The sequence below is a fragment of the Telluria sp. LT2P34 genome (genome assembly GCF_059685915.1).
In genome coordinates this window covers 807,568-824,547 of the sequence record NZ_JCASIN010000002.1, presented here as the reverse complement: position 1 = coordinate 824,547, position 16,980 = coordinate 807,568, and the positions used below count along the sequence as shown (strand labels likewise).

Sequence of the window (16,980 nt, the reverse complement as noted above, 5' to 3'; positions counted from 1 at the left end):
TATAATACAAGAGAAAAACATAGCATTTTTTCAACAGTGTGCACCCCAGCCCATCGCCACCCATGCCTTCGAACCGTACCCGCCTGATCTTGAAGACCGCCGCCGCCACCCTCGCACTGGCCGGCGTCGCAGGCGCCGTCGGCGGGCTGGCTGTCTGGCGCGCAGGCTGGTATGACATCAGCGCCACCGCCTCGCACATCCAGCCGGTGTACACCTTCCTCGAAGAAGCCATGCGCTATTCGGTCCGCAACCATGCCAGCGAGATCGCGGTGCCGACCCTGGGCGCGCCGCAGCAGATAGCGCGCGGCGCCGTGCTCTACAGCGCCAACTGCGCGCAATGCCATGGCGCGCCCGGCTTTGCCCAGTCGAAGATCGGGCAGAGCATGCAGCCGCTGCCCGGTCCCTTGATCGACGCCAGCAAGCGCTGGCAGCCGCGCGAGCTGTACTGGATCACGCGGCACGGCATCAAGATGAGCGGCATGCCGGCGTGGGAATTTCATTTGAGTGAATCGGACATGTGGTCGCTGGTCGCCTTCATGCAGGTGCTGCCGACGCTGTCGGCGCGCGACTATGCCGCCGTCACCACGGCGGTGGGCGCGTCGGCTGGCCGCGATGCGGGCGATCCCCCACCGGCGCCCGCGGAAGGGAAGGTAAGGCAATGAAGAACCGTCTGCTCGCCGGCGCCCTGGCGCTGCCGCTGTTGCTGGTGCTGCTGTCCGGTTGCGGCAAGGGCAAGAACGAGGCCGCGGCGAACGGCTTGCAGGGCGACCCGCAGCGCGGCCGCATCGCGCTGGCCCAGCATGCCTGCCGTGCCTGCCACATCATTCCCGGCGTGAGCGGCCCCGAGACCTATGTCGGCCGTCCGCTGGTCGACCTTGCCGAACGCCGCTTCATCGCCGGCGGCCTGCCCAACACCCAGGCCAACCTGGTACGCTGGATCCGCGACCCGCAATCGATCGACCCGGGCAGCGCGATGCCGGCCATGGGCGTGAGCGAGCGCGACGCCCTCGACATGAGCGCCTGGCTGCTGACACAGCGGAAGTAAGCCGCGGAAGCAAGCGCGTCTTTTGGTATCATTCGCTCCCCTCCCCACAGGAAGAACGCGATGAGACTGGTACGCTATGGCCGCCCCGGCAAAGAGAAGCCGGGCCTGTTCGACGAAGAAGGCCGCCTGCGCGACCTGTCCGGCGTCATTCCCGATATCGACGCGTCGGTCCTGAACGACCGCTCGTTGCGCAAACTCGCGAAGATCGACCCGGCGACGCTGCCGCTGGTGCGCGGCAATCCGCGGATGGGCGTGCCGGTCAAGGGCATCGGCAAGTTCATCGGCATCGGCATGAACTACGCCGACCATGCGCGTGAAACCGGCGCCGAGGTGCCGGCCGAGCCGGTGTTCTTCACCAAGGCGATCAGCTCCCTGAACGGCCCGGACGACCCGATCCGGCTGCCGCAGGGTTCAAAAAAGACCGACTGGGAAGTGGAACTGGGCGTCGTGATCGGCGCCCGCGCCCAGTACGTCAGCGAAGAAGATGCCTTGAAATGCGTTGCCGGCTATTGCGTGGTGAACGACGTCTCGGAACGCGCTTTCCAGTTCGAGATGGGCTCGCAGTGGGACAAGGGCAAAGGCTGCGACACCTTCGGCCCGGTCGGCCCCTTCCTGGTCACGCGCGACGACATCCACGACGTGCAGGACCTCGACCTCTACCTGGAACTGAACGGCAAGCGGATGCAGACCGGGAATACCGCGGACATGATTTTTTCGGTGGCGCAGATCGTCAGCTATGTGTCGCGCTTCATGACCCTGGAACCCGGCGACATCATCACCACCGGAACCCCGCCGGGCGTGGGCATGGGCCGCAAGCCGCAGCGTTTCCTCAAAAAGGGAGACACGCTGCGGCTGGGGATTGCGGGCCTGGGAGAGCAGCAGGCCGAAGTTGTGGCGTTTTCGAAGACCTAAATCTTCAAGGCCGCGTCGACGGCCTCTTCCAGCCGCGTCACGATCTCGGCCAGCTCGTGCGCGGTGACGATGAACGGGGGCGCCAGCAGGATATGGTCGCCGCGCTGGCCGTCGATGGTGCCGCCCATCGGATACACCATCAGGCCGCGCGCCATCGCTTCCTGCTTGATCGCGGCATGCACGCGGCAGGCCGGAGCGAAGGGCTCCTTGGTCGCCCGGTCCTGGACCAGCTCGATCCCGAGGAAGAGCCCGCGCCCGCGAATGTCGCCGACATGTTCGTGCTTGCCGAAGACGTCGCCCAGCATGCGCCTGAGGGTGGCGCCGCGCTTTTGCACCTGCTCCAGCAAATTGTCGCGCTCGATCACCTGCTGCACCGCCAGCGCCGCGCTTGCCGCGACCGGGTGGCCGATATACGTGTGGCCATGCAAAAAGCTGCCGCTGCCGTGGCGCAGGCGCTCGACGATCGCGCCTTGCGCCAGCACCGCGCCCACCGGCTGGTAGCCCGCGCCCAGTCCCTTGGCCACGGTGATGATGTCGGGCGCCACGCCGTCCTGCTCGATGGCGAACATGGTGCCGGTGCGGCCCATCCCGCACATCACTTCGTCGGCGATGAACAGGATGCTGTGGCGGTCGCAGATCTCGCGCACGCCCTTGAAATAACCCGGCGTCGGCGGGATCGCGCCGCCGGTGGCGCCCACCACGGGTTCGGCCACGAAACCGATCACGCGTTCCGGCCCGGCCGCGATGATTGCGGTTTCCAGTTCGTCGAGAAGAAACGCAGTGTAATCGGCGGTGCTCTGGCGCTCGGCGCGCCCGCGGTATTCGTAGCAGGGAGACACGCGCGGCACGTCCATCAGGAGCGGCGCGAAGGGTTTGCGGCGCCACTCGTTGCCGCCGACGGCGAGCGCGCCGAGCGTGTTGCCGTGGTAGCTCTGGCGGCGCGCGATGAAGACGGAGCGCCGGGTTTCGCCGCCTTCGACAAAATACTGGCGGGCCAGCTTGAGCGCCGTCTCCATCGCTTCCGATCCGCCCGAGACCAGGTACACCGCGTCGATGCCGCTTGGGGCCCGCGCCACCAGCCGTTCGGCCAGTTCCTCGGCCACGTCGGTGGTGAAAAAGGCGGTGTGCGCATAGGCGCAGCGGTCGATCTGGCGGTGCATCGCCGCGATCACATCCGGGTGTCCATGCCCGAGCGAGGACACGGCCGCGCCGCCGCTGGCGTCGAGATAGGTATTGCCGGCCGTGTCGACGACCGTGATGCCCGATGCGCTCGCCGCCATGGGTGGCACCTGGCGCAGGCTGCGATGGATAATGTGGCTCACGTCTTTCCCTCCAACAAAAAGTTGACGGTTGACAATAAACCTGGCGGCGCCGGATTCCTTTGATCTTTGAGGGAAGCTGTGCGAATATTTTTCCGTCCAGACATTTCCGAGACGCTAACCACTACCCAGTGAGCCAAGTGATGATGAGTGACCGTCTCCGCCCGATTCCGCAAGAAGAGATGACCGAGGCCCAGCGCGCCGCCGCCGAGGCAGTGATCAACGGCCCGCGCGGTGCGCTGTATGGCCCCTTCGTGCCCTTGCTGAGGAGTCCCGAGCTGCTCGAAAATGCCCAGCGCATGGGCGAATACCTGCGCTACCGCAGCGCGATCGGCGTGCGCCTGTCGGAGCTGGCGATCCTGGTCACGGCGCGCGAGTGGAACCAGGGCGTGGAGTGGGCGATCCACGCGCCGATCGCGGCGCAGGTGGGCGTGCCGCCCGGCGTGATTGCCGCCATCGGACGGCGCGAGCGGCCGGAGAACATGCTGGTGGATGAAGCGGTGGTGCACGATTTCTGCATCGAGCTGCATCGTGCCAAAGCGGTATCGGACCGCACCTATGCCGACGCGCTGGCCTTGTTCGGCGAGCAGGGCGTGGTCGACCTGATGGGATTGAACGGTTACTACACTTTCCTGGCGATGGTGATGAACACTGCGCGCACCGAAGTGCCGGAGTCGAGCGCAGCGCCCTTGCCGGATTAAAGCGTGGAGTCAGGACTCCACCCTAGGCCAGCGCTTCCTTTGCCGCTTCTTCCGGCGTCAGGCCGTCGTAGAACAAGTCGGTGAACCACTCGACCTGTTCTTCGATATGTTCCTGGGCCTGCTCCTGGGTGGCGCCGCCGGCGACCAGGTGTTTTTCGACTTCGATGCACCAGTTAATCAGCGCCATCGTTTCTTCGTCGAGTTCTTCTTTCTTTGCCATATCGAGCCTCATAAACAAATTAGGGAGCGTTCACGCTCCCAAAAATTAGAGAGCCGCGAGAAACCGTAGCGAGCGGAAGGAGTGTTGGCCGAGAAGCGCAGCTGTACGACTGTACAGCGAGCATTGCAGGCCGACAATCCGACGCGCAGTAGGTTTATCGGGGCTCTCCTTAGGCCAGGACTTTTTTCAGCCACGCCGAGATGTCCTGCACCTCGTCGAAACACAGCGAGTGCTGCATCGGATACTCGCGCCACTCGACCTGGTAACCCAGATCCTTGAGGATGTCGCGCGACTGCTCGCCGCGCAGGTAGGGCACGACATGGTCCTGGCGGCCGTGGGCCATGAAGATCGGGGTGTCGATGCTCTCTTCGGTGCGCTCGTGCGCCACCTTGTCGCTTAGCGGCAGGTAGCCCGACAGGCACAGCATGCCGGCCAGCTTTTCCGGATGGCGCAGGCCGGTCTGCAGCGTCATCGCGCAGCCCTGCGAAAAGCCGGCGATGATGATGCGCGAAGCCGGAATGCCGCGTGCTTTTTCGCGCGCGATCAGGGCCTCGACGTCGCGCTGCGAGTCGCGCAGGCCCGTTTCGTCTTCGCGGCGGGTCAGTTCGGCGCCGGTGATGTCGTACCAGGCGCGCATCACGTAGCCGCCGTTGATGGTGACCGGGATCGTCTTTGCATGCGGGAAGACGAAGCGGATGCCCGGCAGTCCCGCCAGATCGAGTTCGCGCACCAGCGGCACGAAGTCATTGCCGTCGGCGCCCAGGCCGTGCAGCCAGATGACCGCGATGTCCGGATTCGGTTTGGTTTCGATTTCGATGTTTTGCAGCAGATCGCTCATGCGTTATCCTGAGGTGTGGGCGCGGCAGGGCGCTGGGCCGACTTTGGGCGCCAGGCGCTCGTCACGGCCGGATGGGTGTCGATGTAGGGGCCGCCGATCAGGTCGATGCAATACGGGACGGCGGCGAAGATGCCGCCGGCGAGCACCTTGCCGTCCGCGTCCTTCAAGCCTTCCAGCGTTTCCTTGATCGCCTTCGGCTGGCCCGGAAGATTCATGACCAGGGCCGCGTGCGCATTCGCGTCCGACCCGGTTTCGCGGATCACCGCGACCTGGCGCGACAGGATCGCGGTCGGGACGAAGCGCAGGCTGATCTGGCGCATCTGCTCGCCGAAGCCGGGCATTTCCTTGGTGCCGATGGCCAGCGTCGCTTCGGGCGTGACGTCGCGCCGCGCCGGACCGGTGCCGCCGGTGGTCAGTACCAGGTGGCAGCCGGCCGTGTCGACCAGCTCGATCAGGGTTTGTTCGATTTGCGCGCGTTCGTCCGGGATCAGGCGCGTTTCGACGCGATAAGGGGACCTGATGGCCGAGGCCAGCCAGTCCTGCAGCGCGGGAATGCCCTGGTCCTGGTAGACGCCGCCGCTGGCGCGGTCGGAGACCGAGACCAGGCCGACGACCAGTTCGTCCTTACTCGTCTGCAGGCTCATCTTCACCTGCCTCGTCGTCTTCGGGTACCGGCTTGGCCTTCTTGGCCAGGTCCTTCAGGATCTGGAACAGCTCGCGGTAGGCCTTCGGCGGCTTCGATTCCGCCTGCTCCTTGCGGGCATTGCGGATCAGGGTGCGCAACTGCTGCACGTCGAGTTCTGGATGCTCTTCCAGCAGCTTGGTCAGGGCGGCATCGTCGGTCAGCAGCTTGTCGCGGCGGCGCTCGAGCGCGTGCAGCGCGGCCGTCTCGGCCTTCGAGGCGCCTTTCCAGCTGTCGATGGTGCGCTGGATCACGGCCACTTCCTCTTCGGAGAGGGTGCGCATCTTCTTGCCGACGAATTGCAGCTGGCGGCGGCGCCCTTCGTGGTTGGTGATGGTCTGGCACATGAGGATCGCCTCCTTCACGTCTTCCGGCATCGGCACGCGCTTGACGCGGTCGCGCGGCTCGGCCACGAGCTGCGCGCCGAGCTTTTGCAGCTCGTCCATCTGGCGCTTGAGTTCGGACTTCGATGGGCGTTCGTATTCTTGCTCGAACTCGTTGGACTGGAAGCCCACGGCGCCGCGGTTTGGATTAGGCATGATATTAGATGATCCGATTGGCGCTGAGCCGATCAGTGAAAACAGTAAACGGCTGCTATGATAACTGTTTTACGGCTCGCACAAAAAAACACACATGAACGACACCGTTTTTACCCACACCCAGGACCAGTTGCGGGAACTGGCGCAGAGCGTGCTTTCGTTTGCCCGAGAGCAGGGCGCCACCGACGCTTCGGTGGAAATCAGCGAGGGTAGCGGTTTGTCGGTGTCTGTGCGTCGAGGCAAGATCGAGACCATCGAGCAAAACAAGGACAAGGGCATCGGCGTGACCGTGTATGCCGGCCAGCGCCGCGGCAATGCCAGCACCTCCGACTTCTCGGAAACCTCGCTGCGCGCCACCGTGGAAGCGGCCTGGAACATCGCCCGCTTCACCGCCGAAGACGACGCCGCCGGCCTGCCCGACGCCGACATGCTGGAAATGAATCCGCGCGACCTGCGCCTGTGCTACCCGTGGCAGATCAGCACGGAGCAGGCCGTGGAACTGGCCACACGCTGCGAGGACGCCGCCTTCGCGGTCGACCGTCGCATCACCAACAGCGAAGGCGCCAGCGTCTACGTGCAGCAGTCGCATTTCGTGGCCGCCAACACGCGCGGCTTCATGGGCGGCTACCCGTTCTCGCGCCACACGATGTCGGTCGCGCCGATTGCCGGCAAGGGCAACAAGATGCAGCGCGACGACTGGTACACGTCGGCGCGCGACCCGACACAGCTGGCCAAGCCGGAAGCGGTGGGCCGCTACGCCGCCGAGCGCGCGCTGGCGCGCCTGAACGCGCGCAAGCTCAATACCCGCACCTGCCCGGTGCTGTTCGAGGCGCCGCTGGCCGCCGGCCTGATCGGCGCTTTCGTCCAGGCCGTGTCGGGCGGCGCGCTTTACCGCAAGTCGACCTTCCTGCTCGATACGCTCGGCAAATCCGTGTTCCCGAGCCATATCCAGATCATGGAAGACCCGCACCTGATCGGCGAGGCCGGCTCCTCGCCCTTCGACGACGAAGGCGTGCGTACGGTGCGCCGCAAGGTCGTCGACAATGGCGTGCTGCAGGGTTATTTCCTGGGTTCGTACTCGGCGCGCAAGCTGGGCATGCAGACCACGGGCAACGCCGGCGGTTCGCATAACCTGGCGATCACCTCGGACGAGACCCGCCTGGCCGACGACTTCGAAGGCATGCTGCGCAAGATGGGCACCGGCCTGCTGGTCACCGAGCTGATGGGGCAGGGCGTGAACTACGTCACCGGAGATTACTCGCGCGGCGCTTCGGGCTACTGGGTCGAGAACGGCGTCATCCAGTATCCGGTCGAGGAAATCACCATCGCCGGCAACATGCGCGACATGTTCCAGCAGATCGTCGGCATCGGCAACGATATTCTGACGCGAGGCAACAAGTCGACCGGCTCGATACTGATCGAGAGTATGGTCATTGCAGGTGAGTAAACCAGATATCAACAGAGGAAAGCCGTGAGCAAATTCGTCCGTATCGACAAGGAAAACAACCCGAAGAAGGCGGTCCTGCTGAACCTGGACCTGGTCGCATCGGTCGAGCTGGCGCCGCAGTCCGATCTGCTCAGCTCGGCTGACGAAAAGCGCGTGTATGCCAGCTGCCTGGCCAGCGACAAGACGGTGATCGCCACCGTCCACTTCGACAGCGTCGAGGATGCGCACGCCTGGATCGAAAAGCAGCTCGGCATCAAGCTATAGCCGGCCATGACGGCCAACAAGACCGCGCCGACCGAGGTCAGCGCCGCTGCTTATCTCGCGGCCATCGACGACCCCGCGCGCCGCGCCGACTGCGCCGTCCTGGTCGAATTGATGACCCGCGCCACCGGCGCGCCGGCCGTCATGTGGGGCGCCGGCATCGTCGGCTTCGGCAGCTATCACTACCGCTATGAGAGCGGGCGCGAAGGCGATTTCTGCACGGTCGGTTTCGCCTCGCGCAAGGGCGACATCAGCCTGTATCTGATGGACGGTTTCGAGGGCAAGGAAGCTTTATTGGGCAGGCTGGGGCGGCACAAGACGGGCAAGGCCTGCCTCTACCTGCGCAAGCTGGCTGAGGTCGACCTGGCGGTGCTGGAGGAGCTCATCAAGGGCTCGGTGGCGGCGACCAGGGCGCGCTACGGCAGTTCGTAGGGTGGGCTCAAGAGCGGTTCGCCGCCCGGCCGACCCTACAAAAACCAAATCTCAGGCAGCCCGCGACGCAGCCGCCATCTCGCCATCCACCTTCTGCAAGGCCCGCTCGACAATCGCTGCCAGCGCAGCCAGCTGGAAGGGTTTGCGCAGCAGCATGTCGTCGTCGATGACTTCCTCGATCGCCTTCATGTCGGCGTAGCCGGTGGCGATGATCATCGGGACCTCCGGCAGCAGCACGCGGGCGCGGCGCACCAGTTCGGCGCCGGTCATGCCGGGCATCAGGTAGTCGGTGATGATCAGGTCGGGCTGGGCGCGTTCGAGTTCGCGCAGGCCGGCTTCGCCATTAGGCGCCTGCGCCACCTGGTGGCCGAGCGCCTGCAGCGATTCCACCATCGATTCGCGCACGAAATCGTCGTCCTCGACCACCAGGATCTGCGCGCCCGGACGCGGCGCCGCCGTGGACGACGGCTCCGCCAGCGCCGGGGCGATGTCATCCTGGCCCGCCAGGCGCAGCCAGATTTCCACCGTCGTGCCGACGCCCTGTTCGCTCACGATGCGCGCCGCACCGCCGGACTGCTGCGCCATGCCGTAGACCTGGGACAGGCCGAGGCCCGTGCCCTTGCCGACGCCCTTGGTGGTGAAGAAGGGCTCGAACACGCGCGCGGCGATTTCGGGCGGCATGCCTTCGCCGCTGTCGGTGACGGCGATGCGGACATAATCGCCGGCCGGCAGCAGGTCGGCGGGAGGCTGGGCGGGGCCGGCCTCGAAGCGCAGCTCGCCGCCGGTTTCCATCGCGTCGCGCGCATTGATCGCCAGGTTCAGCAGCGCCATTTCCATCTGGTTGCGGTCGGCCATCACGCTCGTGCCGGGCGCGTCGACAGCGAAGTGCAGGCGGATACCGGAGCCGAGCGAGGTCGCCACCAGTTCCTGTACGCCCTCGAACAGGGCGGCGACATCGAGCGGGTGCAGGTCCAGGTTCTGGTTGCGCGAGAAGGCCAGCAGCTGGCTGGTGAGCTTGGCGCCGCGCTGGCAGGCGCGGCGCGCCACTTCGGCGCGGCTTTTCGCCACGTCGTCCTTCGACATCAGCAGGATCAGGTCCATGCTGCCCTGGACCACGTTCAGGAGATTGTTGAAGTCGTGCGCGATGCCGCCGGTGAGGCGCCCGATCGCTTCCATCTTCTGGAGCTGCACCATCGCCTGCTGGACCCGTTCGCGCTCGATGACTTCGTTCATCACGCGGTCGTTGGCCTGGGCCAGCGCGCGCGTGCGCTCGTCGATGCGCGCTTCCAGGGTCTCGTTCAGGTGCACCAGCGCGTCCTGGCTGTGGCGCAGGCTGTGCGCGGTGCGCTCGCGGTCGGCCAGCACGTCGCGCGACTGGAACTGGCGCCGGCGTGCGCGCAGGGCCGAGGAGACGGCGCTGCGCAGGGTCTGGGCGTTGAGAGGTCGTTCGAGGAGGATTACGTTGCCGAGCTCGCTGATGCGGTCACGGGTGCCATCAACCGCGCCCACTGCCTTACCCAGCAGCACGACGAACGGAAAATCGGACCATGAGGGCTGACATTCCAGCCAGCCGTGCAGACGCGCCATGTCGACCTCGGACAGCGCTTCCTCGGCCACGATCGCGGCGCCGGCGCCGCCTTCGATGTGGGCGACAAAGGCATCGAAGCCGTACATGATGTCGCAGTCGAAGCCGTCGCCGGTCAGGACCGAGCACATGACGTCGGCGTCGCGCCCGCGCGGCGCGAAAACAAGAATACGCTCTTCGGGGGTCTTATTCGGCAACATCGGAAGCCGGCGGCATCATCGGTGTGGCGCCGTGATAGCTCGGCACACCCGTCATCACGCCCTCGAAGCCGACCAGCGGCTCGCCGATGCGGACCCCGCCATCGCCAAGCTGAAGTTCATGGATCGTCAGCGCGTGGGCCGCCGTGCGGCTCTTGATGACGGTGATGGCGCGCAGCAGGCGGCCTTCCGCTTCGAAAAAGCGCATCAACACCGTGGTGTCGGACAGGTAGCTCAGGTCGACGTCGGTGCGCACTTCGCCGATCAGGCCGTGCTGCCCCAGTACCAGCACCGTGGTCACGCCCTGCTGGTTCAGGTAGGACAGCAACTCGTGCATCTGCAGGGTCAGGAATTTTTCCCCCGGCATTGCCTGCAGGTAGGCATTCAGGCTGTCGATGACGACGAAGCGCACGTCCTGGGCCTCGACCGCGTCGCGCAGCATCTGAGCAAATTCGCCCGGTGCCAGCTCAGCCGGGTCAATGTGCTGGAGGTTGAGCTGGCCGTTGTCGGCGTAGGGACGCAGGTCCATGCCGAGCGCTTTGCTGCGGGCAAAAAAGGTGCCGAGGCCTTCGTCGAACAGGTAAAACGCGGCCTTTTCCCCGCGTTCCAGCGCCGACAGCAGGCAGCGCACCGAGAGGGTAGTCTTGCCGATGCCCGACGGCCCGATCATCAGCGTGTTCGTGCCGCGCACCAGGCCGCCGCCCAGCAGGTGGTCGAAGCCCTCGGAGCCGCTCGAGCTGACCTGCGGCGTGAAGTCGCTCGAGTGTTCGTTCGCCACCAGGCGCGGGAAGATGGTGATGCCGCCGGTGTCCATGCTGTAGTCGTGGTAGCCGCCACGAAAGCGGATGCCGCGCATCTTGATGATGTTGACGCGGCGGCGCTCCTTACCGAATTCCTTGGCGATCTGATCCAGGCTGATGACGCCATGGGCGACACTGTGCAGGTGCTGGTCGGACTGGCTGGTCTTGTCGTCGAGCAGGAGCACGGTGCAGCCGCGCGCGCTGAAGAACTGCTTCAGCGCCAGGATCTGGCGCCGGTAGCGCAAGGGGTTTTGCGCCAGCAGGCGCATTTCCGACAGGCTGTCGAAGACCACGCGCACGGGTTTGAGCAGGTCGACCTGGTTCATCACGTTGTGCGTGGTTTCGGCCAGTTCGACTTCCGACGGGTGGAACACCGACTGCTGGGCGTCGATGTCGAGGACCTCGTCGCCCGCCAGCTCGAAGATCGACAGGCCGTCGAGCGACCAGCCGTGGGTGGCAGCCACCGCGCGCAGTTCCTCAGTGGTTTCGGACAGGGTGATGTACAGGCCGCTATCGCCCTTGGCAAGCCCATCGAGCAGGAATTGCATGCCGATCGTGGTCTTGCCGGTGCCGGGCGAGCCCTCGACCAGGTAGATCCGCTGCGGTGTCAGGCCGCCGCCAAGGATGTCGTCAAGACCGGCAATACCAGTCGACATGCGGGGGCTGGGCGCCACCGGGCGCGTGAAGGATGCAAAATTCATGTACGCCTATTGGTGTGTCGGGGAACAACCGTTGCGATACTGGCGTAGTGCTGCTTGCCCAGCCGGTCAGGTGGCGCCACAGTTTGCGCGGCGCGTGAGGAAGGAATTATAGAGCGATTTGGGCAAGGAGGGTCGCCCGTTGTGCTGATAGGTACTGTGGCAACTGTGGTGCGAATGTCACGCAGGCTGGACGCGGCTGAGGCGCTGGCCATAAATGCCCCAGGTCACGTCGACGCCATCGACCTGGCCGCGCAAGGCCCAGCCGGTGCCGATTTTCTCGACCGTCACCGGCGATTCGATCTCTTTTGCGACTTTTGCCGCCCAGCCTTCGGCCGCACCGCGGCCCTTGAAAAGTTCCTGGCCGTTGTAGATCACGGTGGCGTCGAATACGGAAGCGGAGAAGATGGTCATGGTAGCTGATAGATGGTGATGGAAAAATGCCCCGCACCGGCGGGGCATTCCTGTTGAGAACTTATTTGATCGCCCTGATCGCTTGCAGCACCGGCTGCAGCACCGCGGCGCCGAGGCGGGCGCTGCGCGCGCCGTCCCAGCCGACCAGCGGATCCGGGTCGTTGGCGTTGTCCTTGAAGGGCAGCTCCAGCGTCAGCGACAGGGCGCCGAAGGCGTGCGTGATGTGGGGCGAACCCATGGTCAGCGTTTCCGGGGTGTAGGGCGTGGCGCCGTAGCCGTGCACGTCCTGGAAGTCCGGGCTGGCGATTTTAAAGTCGTCGCTGAAGCGCTTCTGCGCGGCGGCCTGCTCGGCGGTAAAGGTCGGCAGGGATTCGCTGCCGGCGATGAAGACATACGGCAGGCCTTCGTCGCCGTGCACGTCCAGGCAGACATCGACACCGGTATCAATCATCTTCTGGCGCACCAGGAAAACTTCCGGGCTGCGCTCCATGGTCGGGTTCAGCCACTCGCGATTGAGGTTGGCGCCGGCCGCGTTGGTGCGCAGGTTGCCGCGCACCGAGCCGTCCGGGTTCATGTTCGGCACCACGTAAAACACCGATTCGTTGAGCAGCTGGCGCCCGAACGGGTGGGCCGGGTCGAGCAGGGCATCGAGCATGCCCTCGACGAACCACTCGGCCATCGTCTCGCCCGGGTGCTGGCGCGCGATGACCCAGACCTTCTTTTTCCCTTCGGCCGGTTCGCCGATGACCAGCATGTTCAGGTCGCGGCCGTCGACGGTAGAACCGAGATCGAGCATGCGCACGTTCTCGCTCATCTGGGCGCGGTCGAGCAGCTCGAGGTGGCGTTCCCAAGAGTAGGGCTCGAAATAGGCGTAGTAGACGCTGTCCATGCCCGGGGTGTGCTCGATGGTGAGGACGTCGCCATCGAAGGAGGTCGGCACCCGGAACCAGTTGACGCGGTCATAGCTCGCCATCGCCTGGTAGTCTTCCCAGCCCTTCGGGTAGGCGGCCTGGCCGGCGTTAAGCAGGCGGATGGTGCAGGCCTGGCCTTGCGCGCCCTGCAGGCGGAAGTAGAACCACTGGGTGATGTCGGCGTGCGAATCCTTGCGGATGTTCAGGTCGATGGCGCTCGCGCTGGCGGCGTTCACGATCTCGATGGCGCCAGCGTCGAACTGGCTGCTGATCTTGATGGACATGGTGGGTTCCGGTGATGGCGTAAAGCCGAGATGATAACCGTTTTCACCCGGGGCGCAAGCCGCCGAACCGTTGATAAAACGCGTCATCCGCCGCCGGCGCCGACGCATCCTCGCGCCGCAGCACCGCGTCCACGTGCAGCTCGGCCTGTGCGAACACCAATAGATAAATCGCGCGTGCCACCTCGTAGGCGTCCGACCCCGGCCAGGGATCGGGCAGCAACGCGATCGGCAGCATCGGATCGTGCAGCTGCAGGCGGCGGTAGGCGTGGATCAGCAGCGAACGGATTGCAAACGCGGCCTCCGGCGCCGGCGCCGCTTCCTGGCGCAAGACAGCCAGCAGCGGCGTGAACTGCCGGAAGAAATCGACATAGCTGCGCGCCACCGCCGTCAGGTCCCATCCATCCTGGGCCAGCTCGCGCAGCGGACGCGAACCGGCGCCCGGCAGCTCGGACGAGGTCAGCACGAACACGCGGCCATTCGCTCCGGTACGCTGGAAAACGTCGGCCAGTCCCTCGGCATCCGCCGCCGGATGCGCCAGCACGCCCGGCCCCAGCATGGCAAAGCCTTCCCACTCCAGCTCTTTCCTGAGCACCGTGCGCAGCTCGCCGTCGATGCTGCCGTTCGGCGACAAAACCAGCGTCCAGCGCCCGTCCCAGTGCAGGCCGGGCGGCGCGTAGATGCGGCGGTCGGCGCGCTGGAAACGCGGCAGCGAGCTCGGCTCGAAACCATAGCGGCTGCGCCGGCCCTCGCGGCTGGCGCTCAGCCAGCCTTCCTGCACCAGGCGGAACACGCTGGTGCGCACCAGGCGGTCCGCGACCCCGAGCGGCGCCAGCAATTCGATCAGGCTGCCCAGCCAGACGGCGCCGCCATGGGGCGCGATCGTGTCGCCCATTACCGTCATCACGAGCGATTTCGCACGCAGCGGCTCCGCGGCCAGCGCGCTGGCGATCCATTCCGTGCTGGTGGCTTGTTTCATGGTTTTCCAGTGTACGAATGCTTCTTAATATGATTCAAAATTTCGGTGTACATCTCTAATTCTGTATCGTATTATTGTTGGACGATGTTTGCAATGGGAGACTGACCATGTACGCGCAACTGGTGGAAACGGGCCTGAAAAAGGTCCAGAGCAACGAGGACATGAGCCTCGAAGAACAGGCCTTTCAGGCCCGCATCGACGCGGGCGTGAAGATCGAAGCGAAGGACTGGATGCCGGACGCGTACCGCAAGACGCTGATCCGCCAGATCTCCCAGCACGCGCACTCGGAAATCGTCGGCCAGCTGCCCGAGGGTAACTGGGTGACCCGGGCGCCGACCCTGAAGCGCAAATCGGTGCTGCTGGCGAAAATCCAGGACGAAGCCGGCCACGGCCTGTATCTGTACAGCGCCGCCGAAACCCTGGGCGTCTCGCGCGATGAATTGCTGGCAGCCCTGCACTCGGGCAAGGCCAAGTATTCGAGCATTTTCAATTACCCGACCCTGAGCTGGGCCGACATGGGCGCCATCGGCTGGCTGGTCGACGGCTCGGCGATCATCAACCAGATCCCGCTCTGCCGCTGCTCCTACGGGCCGTATGCGCGCGCCATGGTCCGCGTCTGCAAGGAAGAATCCTTCCACGCGCGCCAGGGCTACGACATCATGATGAGCCTTGCCAAAGGCACCCCGGAACAGAAGGCGATGGCGCAGGATGCGCTGAACCGCTGGTGGTGGCCGTCGCTGATGATGTTCGGGCCGTCGGATGCCGAGTCGGTCAACAGCGCGCAATCGAGCAAATGGCGCATCAAGCTGTTCTCGAACGACGAGCTGCGCCAGCGCATGGTCGACCAGACCGTGCCGCAGATCGAATACCTGGGCCTTACGGTGCCCGATCCCGACCTGAAATTCAATGCCGAGACCGGCCACTACGAATTCGGCGAGATCGACTGGAGCGAATTCCACAACGTCCTCAAGGGCAACGGCCCCTGCAACCGCGAGCGCCTGCGCACGCGCGTCAAAGCCTGGGAAGACGGCGAATGGTTCCGCGACGCCCTGGTGGCGCATGCCGACAAGGCCGCCGCCCGCAAAGCCGCCGCATAAAAAACAATCCTGAAACACCGGAGACAAGCATGAGCAAAGAATGGCCCCTGTGGGAAGTATTCATCCGCAGCCAGCACGGCCTCGCCCACAAGCACGTCGGCAGCCTGCATGCCCCTGACGCCGAAATGGCCGTCAACAACGCGCGCGACGTCTACACCCGCCGCAACGAAGGCGTCTCGATCTGGGTCGTGCGCGCGATCGACATCGTCGCTTCCAGCCCGAACGACAAGGAAGCCCTGTTCGAGCCGGCCAACAGCAAGGTCTACCGCCACCCGACCTTCTTCCCGATGCCGGAAGAAGTCAAAAACCTGTGAGCACGCCAGTGGATGCAAAACTTGAATACCTGCTGCGCCAGGGCGACAACGCCCTGCTCCTGTCGCAGCAGCTCTCCCAGCTGTGCGGCAAGGGTCCGGCCCTGGAAGAAGACATGGCGCTGACCAACGTCGCGCTCGACCTGCTCGGCCAGACCCGCATGTGGCTGACCTATGCCGGCGAACTCGAAGGGCAGGGCCGCGACGAGGACAAGCTGGCCTTCCACCGCGACGCCGGCGAATACCGCAACGTCCTGCTGGTCGAGCAGCCGAACGGCAGCTATGCCGAGGTCATGATGCGCCAGTTCCTGTTCGACACCTGGCACTACTTCCTGATGGGGGGACTGACCACATCGCTTGATCCGCGCATCGCCGAGATCGCCGAGAAATCGCTGAAGGAAGTGACTTACCACCTGCGCCGCAGCGGCGACCTGGTGGTGCGCCTGGGCGACGGCACGGATGTCAGCCGCCGCATGATGCAGGCCGCGCTCGACGACCTCTGGATGTACAGCGGCGAAGTCTTCCTCTACGACGAGGTCGACAAGGCGATGGTCGAGCAGGGCATCGCGCCCCCAGTCGAGGGCTTGCGCGCCGCCTTCCTCGAGCACGTTGGCGAGATCCTCGCTGAGGCCACCTTGACGATGCCCTCGCCGGACGCCTGGATGCAGCGCGGCGGCAAGCAGGGCCGCCACAGCGAGCGCCTCGGCTTCATCCTGGCCGAAATGCAGTTCCTGCAGCGCGCCTATCCCGGAGCCGAATGGTAATGATGGCCCAGCACGTCACGCCTCAGCAGGTCTGGGCCTGGCTGGGCGAGGTGCCCGATCCCGAGATCCCGGTGATTTCGATCGTCGACCTCGGCATCGTGCGCGACGTGGCCTTCGAAGGCGATGCCTGCGTCGTCACGATCACGCCCACCTACTCCGGCTGCCCGGCGATGCAGGTGATCGCCGAGAGCGTCGTCGAGGCGCTGCAGGCGCATGGCTTGGACAAGGTGAGCTTGGTCAACCGCCTGTCCCCGGCCTGGACCACCGACTGGATGAGCGAGGCCGGCAAGGCGGCATTGACAGGCTACGGGATCGCGCCGCCGGTGCAGCAGGCGATCGACATCAGCGGCCTGCGCAGCGGGCTTAAGAACGGTGTCAAACGCAGCGCCTTCGTCGAGCCGGAAATCGCCTGCCCGAATTGCGGCAGCAAGCATACCCAGCTCACCAGCCAGTTCGGCTCGACCCCGTGCAAGGCATTGTATAAATGCCTGGACTGCCGAGAGCCTTTCGATTATTTCAAGTGCCACTAAGTGGTCAAAGCCAGGCA

The 16,980-nt window shown here is 65.1% G+C and carries 21 protein-coding genes; 11 read left to right on the top strand and 10 right to left on the bottom strand.

Annotated elements, in window-relative coordinates; translation table 11 throughout:
- The first annotated feature begins 62 nt into the window (after positions 1-62).
- Genes AC56KZ_RS09540 through AC56KZ_RS09530 form a run of 3 tightly spaced genes read left to right on the top strand, consistent with a single transcriptional unit; the run spans position 63 to position 1,957 of the window.
- A complete protein-coding gene (locus AC56KZ_RS09540) occupies positions 63-662 on the top strand; it encodes a c-type cytochrome (RefSeq protein ID WP_497161912.1) in 600 nt (199 codons plus the stop codon).
- Entirely contained in the window at positions 659-1,045 is a 387-nt protein-coding gene (locus AC56KZ_RS09535; RefSeq protein ID WP_497161911.1) for a c-type cytochrome, read from the top strand. Before AC56KZ_RS09540 ends, AC56KZ_RS09535 begins: the two co-directional genes overlap by 4 nt.
- Before the next feature lie 60 nt (positions 1,046-1,105).
- Positions 1,106-1,957 carry a fumarylacetoacetate hydrolase family protein gene (locus tag AC56KZ_RS09530; RefSeq protein WP_497161910.1) on the top strand — a complete coding sequence of 284 codons (852 nt, stop codon included), beginning with the start codon at positions 1,106-1,108 and terminating at the stop codon, positions 1,955-1,957.
- Here AC56KZ_RS09530 and AC56KZ_RS09525 read toward each other — a convergent pair.
- The gene (locus AC56KZ_RS09525) at positions 1,954-3,279 is read right to left on the bottom strand and encodes an aspartate aminotransferase family protein (protein WP_497161909.1); all 1,326 of its coding nucleotides are present in this window, start codon (positions 3,277-3,279) and stop codon (positions 1,954-1,956) included. The two genes, AC56KZ_RS09530 and AC56KZ_RS09525, sit on opposite strands and share 4 nt — an antisense overlap.
- 143 nt (positions 3,280-3,422) lie before the next feature.
- Here AC56KZ_RS09525 and AC56KZ_RS09520 point away from each other — a divergent pair, with 143 nt between their 5' ends.
- The gene (locus tag AC56KZ_RS09520) at positions 3,423-3,977 is read left to right on the top strand and encodes a carboxymuconolactone decarboxylase family protein (RefSeq protein ID WP_497161908.1); all 555 of its coding nucleotides are present in this window, start codon (positions 3,423-3,425) and stop codon (positions 3,975-3,977) included.
- A 22-nt stretch (positions 3,978-3,999) separates the two neighbouring features.
- On the opposite strand, the gene AC56KZ_RS09515 is transcribed toward AC56KZ_RS09520, so the two are convergent.
- The 4 genes from AC56KZ_RS09515 to yjgA all read right to left on the bottom strand — a co-directional run bounded on the left by AC56KZ_RS09515 (position 4,000) and on the right by yjgA (position 6,256).
- The gene (locus AC56KZ_RS09515) at positions 4,000-4,197 is read right to left on the bottom strand and encodes a hypothetical protein (RefSeq protein ID WP_379784566.1); all 198 of its coding nucleotides are present in this window, start codon (positions 4,195-4,197) and stop codon (positions 4,000-4,002) included.
- Between the two features lie 169 nt (positions 4,198-4,366).
- Positions 4,367-5,035: an alpha/beta hydrolase gene (locus tag AC56KZ_RS09510; protein WP_497161907.1), complete on the bottom strand. Its 669-nt coding sequence runs from the start codon at positions 5,033-5,035 to the stop codon at positions 4,367-4,369.
- On the bottom strand, positions 5,032-5,679 hold the full coding sequence (gene mog, locus AC56KZ_RS09505) for a molybdopterin adenylyltransferase (protein ID WP_497161906.1): 648 nt from the start codon (positions 5,677-5,679) through the stop codon (positions 5,032-5,034). Before mog ends, AC56KZ_RS09510 begins: the two co-directional genes overlap by 4 nt.
- Positions 5,660-6,256, bottom strand: coding sequence for a ribosome biogenesis factor YjgA (gene yjgA, locus AC56KZ_RS09500; RefSeq protein WP_497161905.1), 597 nt, complete (start codon positions 6,254-6,256; stop codon positions 5,660-5,662). Before yjgA ends, mog begins: the two co-directional genes overlap by 20 nt.
- Before the next feature lie 94 nt (positions 6,257-6,350).
- On the opposite strand from yjgA, the gene pmbA reads away from it, so the two are divergent.
- Genes pmbA through AC56KZ_RS09485 form a run of 3 tightly spaced genes read left to right on the top strand, consistent with a single transcriptional unit; the run spans position 6,351 to position 8,396 of the window.
- A complete protein-coding gene (pmbA, locus tag AC56KZ_RS09495) occupies positions 6,351-7,703 on the top strand; it encodes a metalloprotease PmbA (RefSeq protein ID WP_497161904.1) in 1,353 nt (450 codons plus the stop codon).
- A 24-nt stretch (positions 7,704-7,727) separates the two neighbouring features.
- Entirely contained in the window at positions 7,728-7,967 is a 240-nt protein-coding gene (locus AC56KZ_RS09490; protein ID WP_497161903.1) for a hypothetical protein, read from the top strand.
- A 6-nt stretch (positions 7,968-7,973) separates the two neighbouring features.
- Complete coding sequence (locus AC56KZ_RS09485; protein WP_497161902.1) at positions 7,974-8,396, top strand: DUF1801 domain-containing protein; 423 nt, start codon at positions 7,974-7,976, stop codon at positions 8,394-8,396.
- 51 nt (positions 8,397-8,447) lie between these two features.
- On the opposite strand, the gene AC56KZ_RS09480 is transcribed toward AC56KZ_RS09485, so the two are convergent.
- From AC56KZ_RS09480 to paaX, 5 genes are all read right to left on the bottom strand, one after another.
- On the bottom strand, positions 8,448-10,181 hold the full coding sequence (locus AC56KZ_RS09480; protein ID WP_497161901.1) for a response regulator: 1,734 nt from the start codon (positions 10,179-10,181) through the stop codon (positions 8,448-8,450).
- Complete coding sequence (locus tag AC56KZ_RS09475) at positions 10,168-11,679, bottom strand: ATPase domain-containing protein (protein WP_497161900.1); 1,512 nt, start codon at positions 11,677-11,679, stop codon at positions 10,168-10,170. Before AC56KZ_RS09475 ends, AC56KZ_RS09480 begins: the two co-directional genes overlap by 14 nt.
- Before the next feature lie 177 nt (positions 11,680-11,856).
- Positions 11,857-12,090 carry a hypothetical protein gene (locus AC56KZ_RS09470; protein ID WP_497161899.1) on the bottom strand — a complete coding sequence of 78 codons (234 nt, stop codon included), beginning with the start codon at positions 12,088-12,090 and terminating at the stop codon, positions 11,857-11,859.
- A gap of 61 nt (positions 12,091-12,151) precedes the next feature.
- Positions 12,152-13,285 (bottom strand): M14 family metallopeptidase, encoded by a 1,134-nt coding sequence (locus AC56KZ_RS09465; protein ID WP_497161898.1) that lies wholly within the window; start codon positions 13,283-13,285, stop codon positions 12,152-12,154.
- Between the two features lie 43 nt (positions 13,286-13,328).
- On the bottom strand, positions 13,329-14,261 hold the full coding sequence (paaX, locus tag AC56KZ_RS09460; protein WP_497161897.1) for a phenylacetic acid degradation operon negative regulatory protein PaaX: 933 nt from the start codon (positions 14,259-14,261) through the stop codon (positions 13,329-13,331).
- 107 nt (positions 14,262-14,368) lie between these two features.
- Between paaX and paaA the strand changes: the two genes are divergently transcribed.
- The 4 genes from paaA to paaD are packed head-to-tail and all read left to right on the top strand — an operon-like array spanning position 14,369 to position 16,963.
- Positions 14,369-15,358, top strand: coding sequence for a 1,2-phenylacetyl-CoA epoxidase subunit PaaA (gene paaA / locus AC56KZ_RS09455; protein WP_497161896.1), 990 nt, complete (start codon positions 14,369-14,371; stop codon positions 15,356-15,358).
- A gap of 29 nt (positions 15,359-15,387) precedes the next feature.
- Entirely contained in the window at positions 15,388-15,672 is a 285-nt protein-coding gene (paaB, locus tag AC56KZ_RS09450; RefSeq protein WP_171083342.1) for a 1,2-phenylacetyl-CoA epoxidase subunit PaaB, read from the top strand.
- An 8-nt stretch (positions 15,673-15,680) separates the two neighbouring features.
- Positions 15,681-16,433, top strand: a complete 753-nt coding sequence (gene paaC, locus AC56KZ_RS09445; protein WP_497161895.1) for a 1,2-phenylacetyl-CoA epoxidase subunit PaaC — start codon at positions 15,681-15,683, stop codon at positions 16,431-16,433.
- Positions 16,433-16,963 (top strand): 1,2-phenylacetyl-CoA epoxidase subunit PaaD, encoded by a 531-nt coding sequence (gene paaD, locus AC56KZ_RS09440; protein WP_497161894.1) that lies wholly within the window; start codon positions 16,433-16,435, stop codon positions 16,961-16,963. Before paaC ends, paaD begins: the two co-directional genes overlap by 1 nt.
- The last annotated feature ends 17 nt before the right edge of the window (positions 16,964-16,980 follow it).

What these genes read in the sequence shown, in the direction of transcription:
- paaX (WP_497161897.1), bottom strand. Translation starts at nt 14,261, where the DNA reads ATGAAACAAGCCACCAGCACGGAATGGATCGCCAGCGCGCTGGCCGCG.
- paaB (WP_171083342.1), top strand. Translation starts at nt 15,388, where the DNA reads ATGAGCAAAGAATGGCCCCTGTGGGAAGTATTCATCCGCAGCCAGCAC.
- paaA (WP_497161896.1), top strand. Translation starts at nt 14,369, where the DNA reads ATGTACGCGCAACTGGTGGAAACGGGCCTGAAAAAGGTCCAGAGCAAC.
- AC56KZ_RS09470 (WP_497161899.1), bottom strand. Translation starts at nt 12,090, where the DNA reads ATGACCATCTTCTCCGCTTCCGTATTCGACGCCACCGTGATCTACAAC.
- AC56KZ_RS09520 (WP_497161908.1), top strand. Translation starts at nt 3,423, where the DNA reads ATGAGTGACCGTCTCCGCCCGATTCCGCAAGAAGAGATGACCGAGGCC.
- pmbA (WP_497161904.1), top strand. Translation starts at nt 6,351, where the DNA reads ATGAACGACACCGTTTTTACCCACACCCAGGACCAGTTGCGGGAACTG.
- AC56KZ_RS09465 (WP_497161898.1), bottom strand. Translation starts at nt 13,285, where the DNA reads ATGTCCATCAAGATCAGCAGCCAGTTCGACGCTGGCGCCATCGAGATC.
- AC56KZ_RS09510 (WP_497161907.1), bottom strand. Translation starts at nt 5,035, where the DNA reads ATGAGCGATCTGCTGCAAAACATCGAAATCGAAACCAAACCGAATCCG.
- mog (WP_497161906.1), bottom strand. Translation starts at nt 5,679, where the DNA reads ATGAGCCTGCAGACGAGTAAGGACGAACTGGTCGTCGGCCTGGTCTCG.
- AC56KZ_RS09530 (WP_497161910.1), top strand. Translation starts at nt 1,106, where the DNA reads ATGAGACTGGTACGCTATGGCCGCCCCGGCAAAGAGAAGCCGGGCCTG.
- AC56KZ_RS09485 (WP_497161902.1), top strand. Translation starts at nt 7,974, where the DNA reads ATGACGGCCAACAAGACCGCGCCGACCGAGGTCAGCGCCGCTGCTTAT.
- paaD (WP_497161894.1), top strand. Translation starts at nt 16,433, where the DNA reads ATGATGGCCCAGCACGTCACGCCTCAGCAGGTCTGGGCCTGGCTGGGC.
- AC56KZ_RS09540 (WP_497161912.1), top strand. Translation starts at nt 63, where the DNA reads ATGCCTTCGAACCGTACCCGCCTGATCTTGAAGACCGCCGCCGCCACC.
- AC56KZ_RS09515 (WP_379784566.1), bottom strand. Translation starts at nt 4,197, where the DNA reads ATGGCAAAGAAAGAAGAACTCGACGAAGAAACGATGGCGCTGATTAAC.
- AC56KZ_RS09535 (WP_497161911.1), top strand. Translation starts at nt 659, where the DNA reads ATGAAGAACCGTCTGCTCGCCGGCGCCCTGGCGCTGCCGCTGTTGCTG.
- yjgA (WP_497161905.1), bottom strand. Translation starts at nt 6,256, where the DNA reads ATGCCTAATCCAAACCGCGGCGCCGTGGGCTTCCAGTCCAACGAGTTC.
- AC56KZ_RS09480 (WP_497161901.1), bottom strand. Translation starts at nt 10,181, where the DNA reads ATGTTGCCGAATAAGACCCCCGAAGAGCGTATTCTTGTTTTCGCGCCG.
- AC56KZ_RS09475 (WP_497161900.1), bottom strand. Translation starts at nt 11,679, where the DNA reads ATGAATTTTGCATCCTTCACGCGCCCGGTGGCGCCCAGCCCCCGCATG.